Origin of the sequence: Streptomyces sp. NPDC001401 (assembly GCF_042895385.1) — a bacterium.
Taxonomy (GTDB): domain Bacteria; phylum Actinomycetota; class Actinomycetes; order Streptomycetales; family Streptomycetaceae; genus Streptomyces.
The window spans coordinates 224,090-241,151 of record NZ_JBIAWI010000005.1 but is presented as its reverse complement, the minus strand read 5'-3'; the positions used below and the strand labels follow the sequence as shown (position 1 = coordinate 241,151).

Genomic DNA, 17,062 nt, shown 5'->3' with positions numbered 1-17,062 from the left:
AGTGACGTATTCCCGGGGATCAGTCCACCGTCACCGGCACACGGTGACCGACGCCACGTGCGACGGTCAGGCTGCGGGGGCGTGCCACGAGCCGTGACCGAAGGGCCACGAGGGTCGTCAGGGCGAGCACGGTACCGGCCATCGGCACCAGGAATCCGGCCCCGCCCCAGAAGCGGTCCTCCAGCTGTCCGGCGACCGTGACGGCCGCCGCCTGGCCGAGCGCCACCGCACCGGTCAGCCAGGTGAAGGCCTCGGTGCGGGCGCCGGCCGGGACCAGGCTGTCGACCAGGGTGTAGCCGGTGATCAGGGCGGGGGCGATGCACATGCCGACGAGGAGGCCGAGACCGGCCAGCAGGAGCACCGAGTGCGCGGCCCACAGGCCGGAGGCCGCCAGCGCGAGGGCGCCGTACCCGACGACCAGGCGGCGCTGCGGGGCCACCTTCCAGGCGACGGCGCCGCAGACGATGCCGGAGAGCATGTTGCCCGCCGCGAAGACGCCGTAGAGGACGCCGTTCAGGCCGGGCTCGCCGATCGACTCGGTGAACGCGGCCAGCGAGACCTGCATGCCGCCGAAGACGGAGCCGATGCCCAGGAAGGCAACGATCAGGACGCGCACGCCAGGGACGCGAAGAGCGGAAGCGTGCTCCACGCGTGCGTGCCCGGCGACGGCCACCGCGGGCTGCGTGCTCTTCTGTGCCGCGAACAGCAGCCCGCCGACCAGCGTCAGCGAGGCCTCGGTCACCAGGCCCGCGGCCGGGGTGACGGCGGTGCACAGGGCGGTGGCCAGCAGCGGGCCGAAGACGAAGGTCAGCTCGTCGGTGACGGACTCGAAGGCGGCCGCGGTGGTCATCAGGGGCGAGCCCTGGAGCTTCACGCCCCAGCGGGCGCGCACCATCGGCCCGACCTGCGGCACCGAGGCGCCGGTCGGCACCGCCGCCGCGAACAGTGCCCACAGGGGCGCGTGGGCCAGTGCGAGTGCCGTGAGGGTCAGGCCGGACAGGGAGTGCAGCAGCACGCCGGGGATCAGCACGGCGCGCTGCCCGTAGCGGTCGGCGAGACGGCCGCTGTAGGGCGCGAACAGGGCCATGGAGACGCCGGTGGCGGCAGCCGCGGCGCCCGCCGCGCCGTAGGAGCCGGTGGTGTGCTGCACGAGCAGCACGATGGAGATGGTGAGCATCGCGAACGGCTGGCGTGCCGCGAAGCCGGGGAGCAGGAACGTCCAGGCGCCGCGGGTGCGCAGCAGCTGTCCGTAGCCCGGGCGGGAGGTGACCGTGGATGCCACGGCCCGTGCCTTTCTGCCGCCTGGTAGCGCGGCCCCCTTTGCGGGCGGCGCCGAGAGCTGTCCTCTTGCGCGGAACTGCGGTAGATACCGGCGGTCCACTGCTCAGGACGTTCCGGCCGCCATACGGTCGCGCCAGCACTGCGTCAGGCAGAGTTGGTTCGATCAGGGTGCGCCTTCATCGTACAGGGATCAATGGCCGATGTGCCTGTGAATACGAGCACCATGCGCGCGTTCACCTGCGATTACCGGGGGTGTGAACCGTACGAAACACGCCATTAACGCCCAGTGCCCGCTTCCAGCCCGTTCGTCCCGAGCCACCCGGCCAGCTTGCCGCCGTGGCCGACCGAGCGCAGCCGCCGCTCCGCCGCGTCCCGCACCGGATCCGTGGCGACGACGAGCAGTTCGTCACCACGCCGCAGCACCGTCGTAGGCAGGGGGACAAACGATTTTCCTTCGCGTACGACCAGGGTGACGGCGGCGCCGGCCGGCAGACGCAGCTCGGCCACCTCGACGCCGTGCATCTTCGACCCCTCGGGGATCGCGACGGACAGCAGATGCCCGCGCAGCCGCTCCAGGGGGGCGGACTCGATGCCGAGGTCGGCGGCCTCGGCGTCCTGGCCCAGGCGCAGCGTGCGGGCGAGCCAGGGCAGGGTCGGCCCCTGGACCAGGGTGTAGGCGACGACCAGGACGAAGACGATGTTGAAGATGCGGCGGCTGGCGTCCACGCCCTGCACCATCGGGATCGTCGCCAGGATGATGGGGACCGCGCCGCGCAGCCCGGCCCAGGACATGAGGGTCTGCTCCTGCCAGGGCACCCGGAACGGCGTCAGGCACACCACCACGCTCAGCGGGCGGGCCACCATGGTCAGCGCCAGGCCGATGACGAGGGCGGGCCACACGTCGTCGCCGAGCTCGTGGGGGGTGACCAGGAGGCCCAGCAGGACGAACATGCCGATCTGGGCGATCCAGCCGAGTCCGTCGGCGAAGCCGCGGGTGGCGGGCCAGTGGGGCAGTTTCGCGTTGCCCATCATCATCGAGGCGAGGTAGACGCCCAGGAAGCCGCTGCCGTGCGCCAGTGCGCCCCCTGCGTACGCGGTGACGGCGATCGCCATCACGGCGATCGGGTAGAGGCCGGAGGCGGGCAGCGCCACGTGCCGCAGGCCCCAGGAGCCGAGCCAGCCCACCGCGAGGCCGATGGCCGCGCCGATGGCCAGTTCCAGGGCTATCTCGCCCAGCAGTACGTACCAGTGGTCGACCGGGCCGGCCGTGGAGAAGGCGACCACCAGGATGACGACCGGGGCGTCGTTGAAGCCGGACTCGGCCTCCAGCGTGCCCGTCACGCGCGCGGGGAGGGGGATTTTCCGCAGCACCGAGAAGACCGCCGCCGCGTCCGTCGAGGAGACCACCGCCCCGACGATGAGCGCCTGCCGCCATTCCAGCCCGATCAGGAAGTGCGCGGCGGATGCCGTGACCCCGACGCTCACCGCGACCCCGCCCAGTGCCAGCGCGGAGGCGGCCGGCAGGGCCGGCCCGATCTCCTTCCACTTCGTGCCGAGACCGCCCTCGGCCAGGATCACGACGAGGGCCGCGTACCCGATGACCTGGGTCATCTCGGCATTGTTGAAGTGGATGTTGCCGATCCCGTCCTGGCCCATGAGGACCCCGATCCCCAGGTACACGAGCAGGCTGGGGAGCCCGCTGCGCGAGGAGATCCGGACCGCTGCCACGGCGACGAGCAGGACGAGCGAGCAGACGAGCAGAAGCTGGTTGAGATGGTGGACAGTCAGCGGCCGTTCCCTTCCCTGGCTCACACGCATCCCGCGCGGGAGCTCACGTACATAGGACACGAAGTCGAGAAACTTCGCACCCAAGTACTTCGTTACCTTACCTAACTCTTGACGATTTCTTGACGCTTGCGGAGGCGAGATCGAACGTCCGTCCGCGCCGGTTCCCGACTCCGCGTCAAGGCCCGCAGGGCCCTGCGCCTATGGTTGCTCCAGCGCTCATTCAAAGTCACAGCCCCGCCTGCCGCTCGCGTTAGGACAGCAAGGACAGCGATGCCCTCCAACACCACCGCCACAACGGGTGACAAGCCCGGCAAGTCCGGCAGGAAGAAGGGGCGCAAAGCCCGATTGGTCGTGCTGGTCCTGGTCCTGGCCATCATCGGCGGCGTCGCCTACGGGGCGTACTGGTCCATCAGCACCGTCCGGGCGTCGTTCCCGCAGACGAAGGGCTCGATCACGCTCGACGGCCTGTCAGGGCCCGTCGACGTCAAGCGCGACGGCTACGGCATCCCGCAGATCTACGCCTCCTCCGACGAGGACCTGTTCATGGCGCAGGGCTACGTCCAGGCGCAGGACCGGTTCTACGAGATGGACGTGCGCCGCCACATGACCTCCGGCCGTCTGTCGGAGATGTTCGGCAAGGGCCAGGTCAAGGACGACGAGTTCCTGCGCACCCTGGGCTGGGACCGGGTGGCGAAGAAGGAGTACGACACCAAGTTGTCGGCCTCCACCAAGAAGTACCTCCAGGCGTACGCCAAGGGAGTCAACGCCTACCTGCAGGGCAAGAACGGCAAGGACATCTCCCTGGAGTACGCGGCCCTGGGCTTCAGCAACGACTACGAGCCCGCGCAGTGGACCCCGGTCGACTCGATCTCCTGGCTGAAGGCGATGGCCTGGGACCTGCGCGGCAATATGCAGGACGAGATCGACCGCGCCCTGATGACCAGCCGCCTCGGCCCCAAGCAGATCGAGGACCTGTACCCCGACTACCCGTACAGCCGCAACAAGGCGATCGTCCAGGAGGGTCAGTACAACGCGCTCACCAAGACGTTCGAGCAGAACGGCAGCTCCTCCACGAGCGGTACGTCCGGCACGTCCGGTACGTCTACGAGTGGCGCGACCGGCTCGGCCCTGACGAGCCAGCTGTCGGGTCTCTACAAGGTCCTGGACAACGTGCCCACGGCCGTCGGCGTGAACGGCCAGGGCATCGGCTCCAACTCCTGGGTCGTCGCCGGGAGTCACACCATCACCGGCAAGCCGCTGCTGGCCAACGACCCGCACCTGTCGGCCTCGCTGCCGTCGGTCTGGTACCAGATGGGCCTGCACTGCCGCACCGTCTCCAGCAAGTGCCAGTACGACGTCACCGGTTACACCTTCGCGGGCATGCCCGGCGTGGTCATCGGCCACAACCAGAACATCGCCTGGGGCATGACCAACTCCGGCGTCGACGTCACCGACCTGTACCTGGAGAAGGTGTCCGGCGACGGCTACCTCTACGACGGCACGGTGCGGCCGTTCAAGACCCGCGAGGAGACCATCAAGGTCGCCGGCGGCAAGTCCAAGACGATCGTCGTCCGCCAGACCGCAGACGGCATGCCCCTGCTCTCCGACCGCGACGACGAGCTCGTGACGGTCGGCAAGAAGGCCGCCGTCAACACCGCCGCACCCGACCGCGGCGACGGCTACGGCATCGCGCTGCGCTGGACCGCGCTCGACCCGGGCACCTCCATGGACGCCGTCTTCGCCATGGACAGGGCGTCGAACTGGAGCGACTTCCGTTCCGCGTCCGCCCTGTTCGACGTGCCCTCGCAGAACCTCGTCTACGCCGACAAGACCAACATCGGCTACACGCTGCCCGGAAAGATCCCCACGCGCGCGAAGAAGGACGACGGCTCGATTCCCGCGCCGGGCTGGGACTCCGCCTACAAGTGGACCGGGTACATCCCGAAGGACGCGCTGCCGTACGAGTACAACCCGCAGCGCGGCTACATCGTCACCGCCAACCAGGCAGTGATCGACAAGGACAAGTACCCCTACACGCTCACCACGGACTGGGCCTACGGCACCCGCAGCCAGCGCATCACCGACCTGATCGAGTCGAAGATCAAGGGCGGCGGCAAGATCTCCACCGACGACATGCGCCAGATGCAGCTGGACAACAGCAGCGAGATCGCCAAGCTGCTCGTGCCCAAGCTGCTGAAGATCGACATCAAGGACAAGGACACCAGCGGAGCGAAGGCCGTCCGCGAGGCGCAGGATCTGCTGGAGGGCTGGGACTACACCCAGGACGCCGATTCGGCGGCGGCCGCCTACTTCAACTCGGTCTGGCGCAACATCCTCAAGCTCGCCTTCGGCAACAAACTGCCCAAGGAGCTGCGGGTCGAGGGCCAGTGCCTGTGGGTCGATCCCATCAACACCACCGGGCCCGCGGACGAGACCAACAAGGTGCGCGAGTGCGGCGAGCGCGCCGCCGACCAGGCGCAGCCGGACGGCGGCGACCGTTGGTTCGAGGTCGTGCGGGGGCTCATGGACAACCCGAAGAGCGACTGGTGGTCCACGCCCAAGTCGCTCACCCGCCCGGGCGCGAGCGACAACCGCGACGACCTGTTCAAGCGCGCCATGATCGACGCCCGTTGGGAGCTGACGGCCAAGCTCGGCAAGGACATCGACACCTGGAGCTGGGGCCGGCTGCACCGCCTGTTCCTGAAGAACCAGACCCTCGGCACGGACGGCCCCGGTTTCCTGAAGTACGTCCTCAACCGCGGCCCCTGGAAGCTCAGCGGCGGCGAGGCCACGGTCAACGCCACCGGCTGGAACGCCGCCGGCGGCTACGGCGTCGTCTGGGTGCCGTCGATGCGCATGGTGGTCAACCTGGCCGACCTCGACAAGTCGAAGTGGATCAACCTCACCGGCGCCTCGGGGCACGCCTACAGCGCCCACTACACCGACCAGACGAGCAAGTGGGTCGAGGGCGAACTGCTCGACTGGAACTTCTCGGACAAGGCTGTCGACAAGAACACGAGCGACACGCTGGTGCTGAAGCCCTGAGCCACCGGCCATAGGCCAAGGGCCATAGGCCACTGGCCACGGAAAGTGCCCTCCACGCGCGCGTGGAGGGCACTTCTCAGGTGAACCGCCGTACCTCCGACGGTGTCACCACCGCGTGCACCGGCCGGTCGTGCGCCTCCTCCGGGACGTGCCCGACGACCTCCGAGTCGTACAGGAGTACCACCAGCGCGGGATGAGCGTCCGCCCGCTCGAGACGTGCGAGGACGCGGTCGTACGACCCCCCGCCGCGCCCCAGCCGCATCCCGCGGGCGTCGACCGCGAGACCGGGCAGCAGCACGACGTCGGCCCCGGTCACGGCGTCCGGGCCGAGACGTTCGCCGGCGGGCTCGAAGAGGGCCATTTTTCCGCCGTGTTGGATGCGCGCGAGGGAACCCTCCCCGGCGTAGGCGCCCCAGTCGAGATCGTTGTCCGGGAGAAGTGCCGGGAGCAGGACGCGCACGCCCCGCTCGCGCAGCGCGTCCAGCAGCGCGAGCGTCCCGGGCTCGCTCCCCACCGAGACGTACGCCGCCACCGTGCGCGCATGCGCCAGCTCGGGCAGCTCGAGCGCGCGCCCGGCCAGCGCGGCCGCGGCTTCCCGCACGTCATCGGCCGTCAATCTGTTTCTCACCGCGAGGAACTCTCGCCGCAACATTCGCTTGTCAGGCTCGGTCGCACGTCCGATGTGACTCACAGGTCGCACCCGTACCCTTCCTTATGTGCTCATATGAGAGCCAATTAACCGGACCCACAGATTCCCTGCAAAGGCACCGGATAAGGTTGCGGCCATGACCCAGTCGCACCCCAGGATCAGCAAGGCTGTCATCCCCGCAGCAGGCCTCGGCACCCGGTTCCTGCCGGCCACCAAAGCCACTCCCAAGGAGATGCTGCCGGTCGTCGACAAGCCGGCGATTCAATACGTGGTCGAAGAGGCCGTGTCGGCGGGCCTCGACGACGTCCTCATGATCACGGGCCGCAACAAGCGCCCTCTCGAGGACCACTTCGACCGCAACTACGAGCTCGAGTCCGCCCTCCAGAAGAAGGGCGACGCGGGCCGGCTCGCCAAGGTCCAGGAGTCCAGCGACCTCGCGACCATGCACTACGTGCGCCAGGGCGACCCCAGGGGCCTCGGCCACGCGGTGCTGTGCGCCGCCCCGCACGTCGGCCACGAGCCCTTCGCCGTCCTCCTCGGCGACGACCTGATCGACCCGCGCGACCCGCTCCTCGCGCGCATGGTCGAGGTCCAGGAGCAGCGCGGCGGCAGCGTCATCGCGCTCATGGAGGTCGCACCCGAGCAGATCCACCTCTACGGCTGTGCGGCCGTCGACCCCACCGACGACGCCGACGTGGTCAAGGTCCACGACCTGGTCGAGAAGCCGGCCGCGGCGGACGCCCCGTCGAACTACGCGATCATCGGCCGCTACGTCCTCGACCCGCACATCTTCGACATACTGCGCAAGACCGAGCCGGGCCGCGGCAACGAGATCCAGCTCACCGACGCCCTCCAGCAGCTCGCCGCGGACGAGAAGGTCGGCGGCCCCGTGCACGGCGTCGTCTTCAAGGGCCGCCGCTATGACACCGGCGACCGCGGCGACTACCTGCGTGCCATTGTCAGACTCGCATGCGAACGTGAAGACCTGGGCCCGGACTTCCGGACCTGGCTTCGCAGTTACGTAGCCGAGGAGATGTAGCAACGTTGAGCAGCGCCGCGCCCCGCACCACCGGCCAGGACCACCTCTGGTCGGTGGACGAGCACCTGGAGGACATCCTCGCCACCGTCCGCCCCCTGGAACCCATCGAGCTGCAGCTCCTGGACGCCCAGGGCTGCGTCTTGGTCGAGGACGTCACGGTGCCTCTCTCGCTGCCGCCGTTCGACAACAGTTCCATGGACGGGTACGCGGTGCGGGTCTCGGATGTCGCGGGCGCGAGCGAGGAGTTCCCCGCCGTCCTGGCCGTCGTCGGGGACGTCGCGGCGGGCCAGGCCGATCTGCTCCAGGTGGGCCCCGGCCAGGCCGCCCGCATCATGACCGGCGCTCCGCTGCCGCCCGGCGCGGAGACCGTCGTCCCCGTCGAGTGGACCGACGGAGGTCTCGGCGAGGGCCCGGTGACCGGCATGCGCGCCCGGGCCCTGGCCCCCGAGGGCGCCGAGGGGCACGTGCACGTGTACCGCCCGGCCGAGGCACGCGCGCACGTACGCGCGCAGGGCAGCGATGTGAAGTCCGGGGACCGTGCCCTCGAGGCCGGCACGGTCCTCGGACCGCCGCAGATCGCCCTGCTCGCCGCGATCGGCCGCGGCACGGTACGCGTGCACCCGCGCCCGCGCGTGGTCGTCATGTCCACCGGCAGCGAACTCGTCCAGCCCGACGAGGAACTGCGCAGCGGCCAGATCTACGACTCCAACAGCTTCGCCCTCACCGCCGCCGCCCGCGACGCCGGCGCCATCGCCTACCGCGTGGGCGCCGTCGCCGACGACGCCGAGACCCTCCGCAGCACCATCGAGGACCAGCTCGTCCGCGCCGACCTCCTGGTCACCACGGGCGGTGTGAGCGTCGGGGCGTACGACGTGGTCAAGGAGGCCCTGTCGTACGTCGGCGACGAGGACGAGCCGGGCAGCGGCATCGAGTTCCGCAAGCTCGCCATGCAGCCGGGCAAGCCCCAGGGCTTCGGCTCCATCGGCCCCGACCACACCCCGCTGCTCGCGCTCCCCGGCAACCCGGTGTCGTCGTACGTCTCCTTCGAGCTCTTCGTCCGCCCCGCGATCCGCGCCCTCATGGGACTCGACGACGTCCACCGGCCGCGCACGCGCGCGACCCTCACCACCGGCAAGGCGCTGACCTCGCCGAAGGGCCGCAGACAGTTCCTGCGCGGGAAGTACGCGGACGGCTCCGTGACCCCGGTCGGCGGCGCCGGATCCCACCTGGTCGCGGCCCTCGCGCACGCCGACGCGCTGATCGTCGTCCCCGAGGACGTCGAGTCCGTCGAGCCCGGCACCGAGGTCGAGGTCGTCCTGCTCGGCTGAGCGCTCGTAGTTGGCGGTACCGTGTCGCGCACAACAGACCCACGCGCCGCACCGCGAGGGGTCCGGACCGGGAGCGCCACACAACCAATGAGTACGGACGATCGACTGACCCACATCGACGACGCGGGCGCCGCCCGCATGGTCGACGTGTCCGGCAAGGACGTGACCGCGCGCACCGCCCGCGCCAGCGGACGCGTTCTCGTCTCGCCCCGAGTGGTCGAGCTGCTGCGCGGCGAGGGGGTCCCCAAGGGCGACGCCCTCGCCACCGCGCGCATCGCGGGCATCATGGGCGCCAAGCGCACCCCGGACCTCATCCCGCTCTGTCACCCGTTGTCGGTGTCCGGTGTGAAACTGGACCTGTCGGTCGCGGACGACGCCGTCGAGATCCTGGCCACCGTGAAGACCACGGACCGCACGGGCGTCGAGATGGAGGCCCTCACCGCCGTCTCCGTCGCCGCACTCACCGTGATCGACATGGTCAAGGCGGTCGACAAGGGAGCGGTCATCACGGACGTACGAGTGGAGGAGAAGACGGGCGGCAAGTCGGGCGACTGGAGCCGGACATGACGTATCGCGCTCTTGTCGTCACCGCCTCGAACCGTGCCGCCGCCGGCGTCTACGAGGACAGGGGCGGCCCGCTGATCGCGGCCGGCCTGAAGGGCTTCGGCTTCGCCGTCGACGGGCCGCAGGTCGTCCCCGACGGGGACCCGGTGGAGGCCGCCCTGCGTGCCGCCGTCGACGCCGCGTACGACGTCGTCGTCACCACCGGCGGCACCGGCCTCTCGCCCACCGACCGCACACCCGAGGCGACGCGCGCCGTGATCGACCACGAGGTGCCGGGCATCGCCGAGGCCATCAGGGCGTTCGGACGGGAGAAGGTGCCCACCGCCGCGCTCTCCCGGGGCCTGGCCGGAGTGGCGGGAAGGACACTGATCGTCAATCTGCCGGGCTCCACCGGCGGGGTGAAGGACGGACTGGCCGTCCTGGAACCCGTCCTGGTCCACGCCGTCGACCAGATCCGCGGCGGCGACCACCCCAGACCCGGCGCGACCAGTGGGGGTGCGAGCTGAACAGCCCATCCTGGCCCGTCGTGCTGACGGACGGCGACATCGTCCTGAGGCCGATAAAGCTGCGCGACCAGCGGGCCTGGCGCGAGGTCAACAGGCGCAACCGGGACTGGCTGCGCCCCTGGGAGGCGACCATTCCGCCGCCCACGCCGAGCGGGCCGATCGCGCACCGGCCGACCTACCGCCAGATGGTCCGGCATCTGCGGTCCGAAGCGAACTCCGGCCGGATGCTGCCGTTCGTCATCGAGTACCAGGGGCGTCTGGTCGGGCAGTTGACGGTCGCCGGAATCACCTGGGGCTCCATGTGCTCGGGCCACATCGGCTACTGGGTGGACGAGTCGGTGGCCGGACGCGGAGTGATGCCGACCTCCGTGGCGCTTGTCGTGGACCACTGTTTCCGGACCGTCGGACTCCACCGCATCGAGGTCTGTATTCGCCCCGAGAACGGGCCCAGCCGCCGGGTCGTGGAGAAACTCGGATTCCGCGAGGAGGGCCTCAGGCCGCGTTATCTCCACATCGACGGAGCCTGGCGCGACCACCTCGTCTTCGCGCTCACCGCGGAAGAGGTCCCCGAGGGGTTGCTGAGCCGCTGGCAGCGGGCACGTACTCGAGGTAATCCCGCATAGCCCGGGAAGCCCGGAAAATTGAATACGTGTTCGAAATTGATCGGGCGGCGACCGCCTCAAGGCGTTAAATTCACGCCCTCGGTGGGGTGCTGATCGCATCGGTCACAAAAAAAGTTCGAAATATCAGCCAGATCGTGCGACACACCGGCTCAATTGGCAGATGGCCTCACGCAAACCCCTCTACCGTGTGAGGCGTGAGCAGCAGCGGCCTCATCTACGCAGTCATTGTCGGGGCCTGGGCCGCCTACTTGGTGCCGATGTGGCTCCGTAGGCAGGACGAGCTGAACGAGGCCCGTCCGACGGAACGCTTCAGCACCGCCATCCGGCTGCTGTCCGGACGGGCGGGAATGGAGCGCCGGTACGCCAAGGACCTGCAGGCGCGCTCCACCGAGGAGGGGGAGTCCAGCGCCGGTCGTCCGGACGCCGTCACCGACTCGGTGGACGTCCGGGCCTTCGCCATGCCTCCGGCCCGCCCTCAGGTGCGCGCGGATGTGCAGGCACCGGCACCGGCGCAGGCGCCCGGGCGTGCACAACCGGCGCGGGAACAGGCGGAAGCCCCGGCGCCCGCCCCGGTCCCCGCACCGCCTCCCGCCCCGGCGCGGAAGCGAGTGCCCGCGGCCCGGCGCTCTCCTTCGGAGGAAGCGGCCCTGGCGCGCGCCCGGCGTACGAAGGCGCTCGCGCGGCGCCGGCGCACCACCGTGATGCTCTTCATCGCGTTCACGCTCGGCACGGTCGTCGCCGCGGTCGGGGGACTCGCGTTCCTCTGGGCGCCCGGCGTGCCCGCCGTGCTGCTCAGCGCGTACATCGTGTACCTGCGCGCCCAGGAACGACGCCGCTTCGCCTACCAGATGGACCGGCGCCGCGCCGAGGACGCCGCAGAGCGGCTGCGCGAGCGCGCCCGCCAGCCGCGCCGCCGCACGGCCGCCACCGAAACGGACGCCGACGATGCGGACGGGGGACCAGCGCAGGACACCGACCCCGGACTGTCCGCGCTCGCCGCCGACCGGCGTGCCCTCGTCGAGCAGACCGACCACGCCGAGTGGGTGGACCAGCAGCGCGAGCGGCAGCGGCGGCCCGGGCACGGGGACAGCTGGGATCCGGTGCCGGTGCCGTTGCCGACGTATGTGACCGCGCCGGTCGCTCCGCGGGCCACCGCGGACGTCGACCTCGGGGCGCCGGACGCGTGGAGCTCGGCACGCTCGAGTTCCGTGGCCCGGGGCCAGGAGGCGCAGGCCGCCGACGCCGTGGAACCGGGCACGGCCGCCCCCGAGGACGACAAGGCGGACGACGACGGGCGCAGTGACGCCCGCCGGGCGGCTTCCGCGCGGCGGGCCCGGGAGCGGGGGCGTACGCCGTTGTTCGACCAGTACGAGGACGGCGAGCGGCCGCGGGCCGCCAACGAGTAGCCCCCGCCCCACCTGTGCCGCTGCCCCTGCGGCAGGGCGGGAACGGATTTCCAAGCACGCGGATCGGGGTGCTAGAGTTTCACTCGTTGCAAGGGCCTGTGGCGCAGTCCGGTAGCGCACCTCGTTCGCATCGAGGGGGCCAGGGGTTCAAATCCCCTCAGGTCCACCGCAACAACTGTCCAGCGAAAGCTGGGACAGTTGATGAGATCCCGTCCGATCGGAAGATCGGGCGGGATCTCTGCTTTGGCTGACGCCTTGTCAGAGGGCGCTGTCACAGCTCCTTCGCGAAGCAGCGGCTTTCCTCGTACGACCGGTAGTAGCCGAACTTCTCGCAGGGCTCGTACCCGCTGGACGTGTACAGGGCGATGGCCTCCGGCTGCTTCGTGCCCGTCTCCAGGACCATCCGTATCCGGCCGGCCACGCGGGCGTCCTCCTCCAGGGCGGCCAGGATGCGCCGGGCGAGCCCGCGGCCCCGCGCCGCCTCCACCACGTACATCCGCTTGACCTCGGCGTCCCCGTCGAGGTTGCCCTCGGCGTTGGTGTCCTGGGCGCGCCAGCCGCCCGTGGCGACGGGGCTGTCGTTCTCGTCGTACGCGATGAAGTACACGCCGTTGGGCGGCTCGAAGTCCGCCGGGTCCAGGGATGTGGCGTCGCCGCCGTCGCCGTAGCGAAGGTGGTATTCCGCCTGGACCTCGTCGTTCAGCTTGGCGGCGTCCGGGTGGTCGAAGGAGACGCGGCGTATATTCATGTCGGGGATCGTACACCTATGCATATGGAGAGTCGGGGCTCGCTCCAGTGTGCCGGTATCGTTCCCGCGTGCTCACTGTGACCTCCGTCAATGTCAATGGACTGCGCGCCGCCGCGAAGAAGGGCTTCGTGGAGTGGCTCGCCGGCACCTCCGCCGATGTGCTCTGCCTGCAGGAGGTGCGTGCCGAGCCGCAGCAGCTGCCCGAGCATGTGCGCACGCCCGACGGCTGGCACGTGGTGCACGCGCCGGCCGCCACCAAGGGCCGTGCCGGTGTCTCCCTCTACACCCGCCGCGAGCCCGACCGCATCCAAGTCGGCTTCGGGGCGGCCGAGTTCGAGACCAGCGGGCGCTACGTCGAGGTCGATCTGCCCGGTGTCACGGTCGCCTCGCTCTACCTCCCGTCCGGTGAGGTCGGCACCGAGCGCCAGGACGAGAAGATCCGCTTCATGGGTGAGTTCCTCGCCTACCTGAAGACGCTCAGGGAGCGGGCCGCTTCCGACGGGCGCGAAGTGGTCGTCTGCGGCGACTGGAACATCGCCCACCAGCAGGCCGACCTCAAGAACTGGCGCGGCAACACCAAGAACTCCGGCTTTCTGCCGGAGGAGCGGGAGTGGCTGGGGCGGGTCTTCGATCCGGCGGACGGCGGGTACGTCGACGTCGTGCGCGCCCTGCATCCGGATGCCGAGGGGCCGTACTCGTGGTGGTCGTACCGGGGGCGGGCCTTCGACAACGACTCGGGATGGCGCATCGACTACCACGTCTCCACGCCCGGGCTGGCCGCCAAGGCGGTCAAGGGCTATGTCGAGCGGGCCGCCACGCATGACGAGCGGTGGTCGGACCATGCGCCGGTGACCGTCGTCTACGACCGGTAGCTCCCGCGGTCGTACCCGCTTTTCCCCCTGCCGCCTGCCCGAACTCTTGTCGCAGACCGTTTCCGGCCAATTACGCGAGTACGTCAAATGGCGTGGACCGCGTCTCTCCGGATGCCGTCTACTGGTGGAGCCGAGCAGTCGGCAGCAGCTACGCGGAGAGCACGGGGGAGGTCCGCCATGGCGGGAGAGGCTGCGCATCACTGGATCGTGGTGCTGGACATCGAGAACTTCAGTTCACGCCGCGATCCCGTGCAGCGACGCGTTCGGGCCGCGATGTACCGCGTTCTGCGCGGTGCGATGGAGCGGGCCGGCCTCGCGGCGGCGGACGTCGTGTCCGAGGACCGCGGCGACGGTGTGCTCATGCTGGTCAAGTCGACCGTCTCGCCCGTGCTGATCGCCGGGCCCTTCCTGCGCGAACTGAACGAGGGACTCGGCGAGTACGCGGAGGCCGCGGCGGAGGACCACGCGGTGCGGCTGCGCCTGGCGCTGCACCAGGGCCTGGCGGAGCAGGACGAGGAGGGCTGGTCGGGCGACGCGGTCAACACGGCCTGCCGGATCGTGGACGCACAGCCCCTGAGGGACGTCCTCGTGGCCGCACCCTCGGCGCGGACGGTGTTCGCCGTGTCGGACCAGATCCACCACGCCGTGATCAGACACGGTCACCGCGGCATCGACCCCGCGGCCTATCTGCCCTGTGACTTCGCCACCAAGCACGGCGAGACGATCAGTATCTGGATCACCGTCCCCGGATACCCGGCCCCTCCGGGACTGCCGGCCACGGCTTCCGGCGGCGCCTCGCCCGAAGAGCGGCCCGAACCGGACACCGCCGAGCCGCGCCGCGACGGGCGACCCCACGTCACGCAGCACGCCGACACCGTGCAGGGCGACATGGTCGCCGGGGACAAGAACGTGACCGTCCACAACACCGGGAACGTGCGGCTGTGACGGCGGCCGCGGCGGGAGGAGCCCCGGCCGCCGGTGATCCAGGGGGGAGCCAGCCGGCGGCCGGGTCGGGGGGACCCGCGGCGGGCGGCGCGGGCGGTGCGCCCAAACCGTCCGCCCCGGGCCCCGGCCAGGAGTCGGCGAAGGACAAGCCGGACGGTACGCCCCAGGCGCCGTCGGCGGCGGGAGGCGACGACGGCGCGGACCGGCAGGAGGCCCCGCAGTCCGGGCCGGGCGCCGAGTCGTACGAGGCGACCGGCCAGCTCGGGCAGGGGTCGCAGCGCCGGGGGCTGCTGCAGAACGCCGTCGCCAACGTCGAGGGCGACATGGTCGGCGGCGACAAGTACGTCGTGCTGCTGGGCGGGCGCAGACGCAGGCTGCGTGTGCTGTCCCCGCTCATCGCCGAACGGGTCCGGTTCGCCTACTGCGCGCCCGCCGACCTGCCCGACGCCCGCGACGCGCTCGCCCGGCAGCGGCTGCTGATCCTGCGCTCGGCTGCCGGGTACGGCAAGTCCGCGATGGCCGCACGGCTGCTGCTCGGGGCCTGCCGGGGCGCGCTCTACCACCTCGACAGCGACGTCGACTTCGCCTCGCTGGCCGAACAGCTGGAGAACGACAGCGGGGTGATCGAGCGCGGCGCCGGGTTCCTGCTGGATGGGCCCGACGACATCGGCAACCTCGGCCGGGAAACGTACGAGAAGGTGCAGGGCGCGCTGTCCCAGGCGGACGCCTGGATGGTTGTCACCGTGGCGGCCGCTGAGCTCGCCGACGGCGAACTGCTCGCCGGTGTCAGGGATCTGACGGATGCTCCGCAACCCCTGGAGGTGGTCCGCGCGCATCTGCGGTGGCGGCTCGGGGAGCGCGACGCCGACCGCCTCCTGGCCCGCGAGGACGTGTGCGAGGTGATCACCGAGCTGGTGGGCGGCGTGCCCGCCTGCCGGCAGGCCGGTGACCTGGCCGCCGCGCTGAGCGAGCAGTACGACCTGCACGGCAGCGTCGACCTGGACCGGCTGCGTGAACACCGGGCCCGGCAGGAGGCGGAGGACTTCGAGATCTGGGCCGAGAGCCTGCCGGACGCCGGCGCCCGCAGCTTCGCGCTCGCCCTCGCCGTGCTCAACGGGCTGCCGCAGGAGGACGTCGCCCAGGCCGCCCGTTCCTTACGCGACCGGCTCGAGGACGACGGCCCCTACCTCCGCGCGCCCGGAGCCGACGGACGGGTCGCCCCGGCCAAGGACCTGTTCGAGACGCCGCGGCGGCGGCAGTTGCTGCGGCTGCGCGCCCACGAGCTGGACAAGCCGGGCAGCGAGCCCGGAAAGATCCTCGAGTACAAGGACCCCGGCTACGCCCGCCGGATCATCCTGCACGCCTGGACCCAGTACGAGATCCAGAGCGAACTCCTCGACTGGCTCGACGAGTTGGTGGTCCACCCGGCCGAGCAGGTACGCGTCTACGCGGCCGCCTCCGGGCTCGGCGTGCTGGCCGCCGAGGCCTACCGGCACATCGAACGCCGCGTCCTGGGCCCCTGGGCGCGCAGCGACAGCGCGCTGCGCCGCACCGCCGTCGCCTACGCGCTCTCCGTGGCCTGCCAGAACCCCTGGGTGAAGGAGCAGGCGACCGCCCTCGTCAACGGCTGGTACGCCGACGCGCGACCCCAGGTGAGGGCGGCCGCGGCCCGGGTGCACGGCCTGAGTGCCGTCTCGGGCCGCCCCGTGGAGGAGCTTGCCCGGCTGTTCGTGGTCGACAGTGTGACGGTGGCCGTGGCCGTCGGCTGCGCGCTGGCCGACCTGGTCGCCGCCGACCCCGACGCGGCCGGTTCCGTACTGGCCATGCTGCGGGACAGGGCCGTCGAGCACCGCTCCGGCCGGGCGGCGGTGCTCGCGTTCCTGATCGTCGCCGCGCAGGTGGTCGTGGAGACCAAGGACGTCGAGCCGGGGGCCGCGGTGCCCGAGTGGCCCACGCTGCTGTACCTGGCCCACCGGCGGCCCGAACTCCGGGACTCCTTCGTCCTGTTGTGGCGTGCCGCGCTGAACGAGCCCTTCTTCCACGACGAGGCGGAACAGGTCCTCGGCGGCTGGGCGAAGCTCGCCGAACGGGACTCCGAACTGCGCGAGATGTTACGTCTGCTGGTCGGCGCCATCGCACACGGCGACCAGCGCTCGGGCCGGATCCTGCGCGGCTGCGCCGACGACTGGATCCACCGGGACCGCATCGTCGGGCTGCCCCTGACGGCGGCCATGGTGCGCACGCAGCTCGACCTGGAAGGAGTGTGAG

Annotated in this window: 14 protein-coding genes and 1 tRNA gene; 11 read left to right on the top strand and 4 right to left on the bottom strand. The window is 70.8% G+C overall.

Annotated features, from left to right (window positions below; genetic code table 11):
* Window positions 1-19: 19 nt before the first annotated feature.
* Window positions 20-1,282, bottom strand: coding sequence for an MFS transporter (locus tag ACFY10_RS19510; protein WP_390666382.1), 1,263 nt, complete (start codon window positions 1,280-1,282; stop codon window positions 20-22).
* A gap of 275 nt (window positions 1,283-1,557) precedes the next feature.
* A complete protein-coding gene (locus tag ACFY10_RS19505; protein ID WP_390666738.1) occupies window positions 1,558-3,099 on the bottom strand; it encodes a potassium/proton antiporter in 1,542 nt (513 codons plus the stop codon).
* 240 nt (window positions 3,100-3,339) lie between these two features.
* Here ACFY10_RS19505 and ACFY10_RS19500 point away from each other — a divergent pair, with 240 nt between their 5' ends.
* Complete coding sequence (locus ACFY10_RS19500) at window positions 3,340-6,114, top strand: penicillin acylase family protein (RefSeq protein ID WP_390666381.1); 2,775 nt, start codon at window positions 3,340-3,342, stop codon at window positions 6,112-6,114.
* Between the two features lie 76 nt (window positions 6,115-6,190).
* On the opposite strand, the gene ACFY10_RS19495 is transcribed toward ACFY10_RS19500, so the two are convergent.
* Window positions 6,191-6,766, bottom strand: coding sequence for a 5-formyltetrahydrofolate cyclo-ligase (locus ACFY10_RS19495; RefSeq protein ID WP_390666380.1), 576 nt, complete (start codon window positions 6,764-6,766; stop codon window positions 6,191-6,193).
* A 133-nt stretch (window positions 6,767-6,899) separates the two neighbouring features.
* Between ACFY10_RS19495 and galU the strand changes: the two genes are divergently transcribed.
* The 7 genes from galU to ACFY10_RS19460 all read left to right on the top strand — a co-directional run bounded on the left by galU (window position 6,900) and on the right by ACFY10_RS19460 (window position 12,395).
* Window positions 6,900-7,802, top strand: coding sequence for a UTP--glucose-1-phosphate uridylyltransferase GalU (gene galU / locus ACFY10_RS19490; protein WP_275773377.1), 903 nt, complete (start codon window positions 6,900-6,902; stop codon window positions 7,800-7,802).
* A gap of 5 nt (window positions 7,803-7,807) precedes the next feature.
* Window positions 7,808-9,130: a gephyrin-like molybdotransferase Glp gene (glp, locus tag ACFY10_RS19485; RefSeq protein ID WP_390666379.1), complete on the top strand. Its 1,323-nt coding sequence runs from the start codon at window positions 7,808-7,810 to the stop codon at window positions 9,128-9,130.
* 87 nt (window positions 9,131-9,217) lie between these two features.
* Window positions 9,218-9,697, top strand: a complete 480-nt coding sequence (gene moaC, locus ACFY10_RS19480; RefSeq protein WP_030941990.1) for a cyclic pyranopterin monophosphate synthase MoaC — start codon at window positions 9,218-9,220, stop codon at window positions 9,695-9,697.
* Window positions 9,694-10,200, top strand: a complete 507-nt coding sequence (locus tag ACFY10_RS19475) for a molybdenum cofactor biosynthesis protein B (protein WP_390666378.1) — start codon at window positions 9,694-9,696, stop codon at window positions 10,198-10,200. The genes moaC and ACFY10_RS19475 overlap by 4 nt, the downstream gene beginning before the upstream one ends.
* 20 nt (window positions 10,201-10,220) lie before the next feature.
* Window positions 10,221-10,823, top strand: a complete 603-nt coding sequence (locus ACFY10_RS19470; RefSeq protein WP_390666377.1) for a GNAT family N-acetyltransferase — start codon at window positions 10,221-10,223, stop codon at window positions 10,821-10,823.
* A 194-nt stretch (window positions 10,824-11,017) separates the two neighbouring features.
* A complete protein-coding gene (gene glpR, locus ACFY10_RS19465) occupies window positions 11,018-12,229 on the top strand; it encodes a gephyrin-like molybdotransferase receptor GlpR (RefSeq protein ID WP_390666376.1) in 1,212 nt (403 codons plus the stop codon).
* Between the two features lie 92 nt (window positions 12,230-12,321).
* A tRNA-Ala gene (locus ACFY10_RS19460) sits at window positions 12,322-12,395 on the top strand.
* A 105-nt stretch (window positions 12,396-12,500) separates the two neighbouring features.
* Here ACFY10_RS19460 and ACFY10_RS19455 read toward each other — a convergent pair.
* Window positions 12,501-12,977 carry a GNAT family N-acetyltransferase gene (locus tag ACFY10_RS19455; protein ID WP_390666375.1) on the bottom strand — a complete coding sequence of 159 codons (477 nt, stop codon included), beginning with the start codon at window positions 12,975-12,977 and terminating at the stop codon, window positions 12,501-12,503.
* 68 nt (window positions 12,978-13,045) lie between these two features.
* On the opposite strand from ACFY10_RS19455, the gene ACFY10_RS19450 reads away from it, so the two are divergent.
* From ACFY10_RS19450 to ACFY10_RS19440, 3 genes are all read left to right on the top strand, one after another.
* Window positions 13,046-13,849, top strand: coding sequence for an exodeoxyribonuclease III (locus tag ACFY10_RS19450; protein ID WP_390666374.1), 804 nt, complete (start codon window positions 13,046-13,048; stop codon window positions 13,847-13,849).
* A gap of 177 nt (window positions 13,850-14,026) precedes the next feature.
* Window positions 14,027-14,794 (top strand): hypothetical protein, encoded by a 768-nt coding sequence (locus ACFY10_RS19445; protein ID WP_390666373.1) that lies wholly within the window; start codon window positions 14,027-14,029, stop codon window positions 14,792-14,794.
* A complete protein-coding gene (locus tag ACFY10_RS19440; RefSeq protein WP_390666372.1) occupies window positions 14,791-17,061 on the top strand; it encodes a hypothetical protein in 2,271 nt (756 codons plus the stop codon). The genes ACFY10_RS19445 and ACFY10_RS19440 overlap by 4 nt, the downstream gene beginning before the upstream one ends.
* Window position 17,062 lies beyond the last annotated feature (1 nt).

Coding starts and splice junctions, on each gene's coding strand:
- ACFY10_RS19505 (WP_390666738.1), bottom strand. CDS start 3,099: ATGCGTGTGAGCCAGGGAAGGGAACGGCCGCTGACTGTCCACCATCTC.
- ACFY10_RS19500 (WP_390666381.1), top strand. CDS start 3,340: ATGCCCTCCAACACCACCGCCACAACGGGTGACAAGCCCGGCAAGTCC.
- ACFY10_RS19495 (WP_390666380.1), bottom strand. CDS start 6,766: ATGTTGCGGCGAGAGTTCCTCGCGGTGAGAAACAGATTGACGGCCGAT.
- galU (WP_275773377.1), top strand. CDS start 6,900: ATGACCCAGTCGCACCCCAGGATCAGCAAGGCTGTCATCCCCGCAGCA.
- moaC (WP_030941990.1), top strand. CDS start 9,218: ATGAGTACGGACGATCGACTGACCCACATCGACGACGCGGGCGCCGCC.
- ACFY10_RS19475 (WP_390666378.1), top strand. CDS start 9,694: ATGACGTATCGCGCTCTTGTCGTCACCGCCTCGAACCGTGCCGCCGCC.
- ACFY10_RS19455 (WP_390666375.1), bottom strand. CDS start 12,977: ATGAATATACGCCGCGTCTCCTTCGACCACCCGGACGCCGCCAAGCTG.
- ACFY10_RS19445 (WP_390666373.1), top strand. CDS start 14,027: ATGGCGGGAGAGGCTGCGCATCACTGGATCGTGGTGCTGGACATCGAG.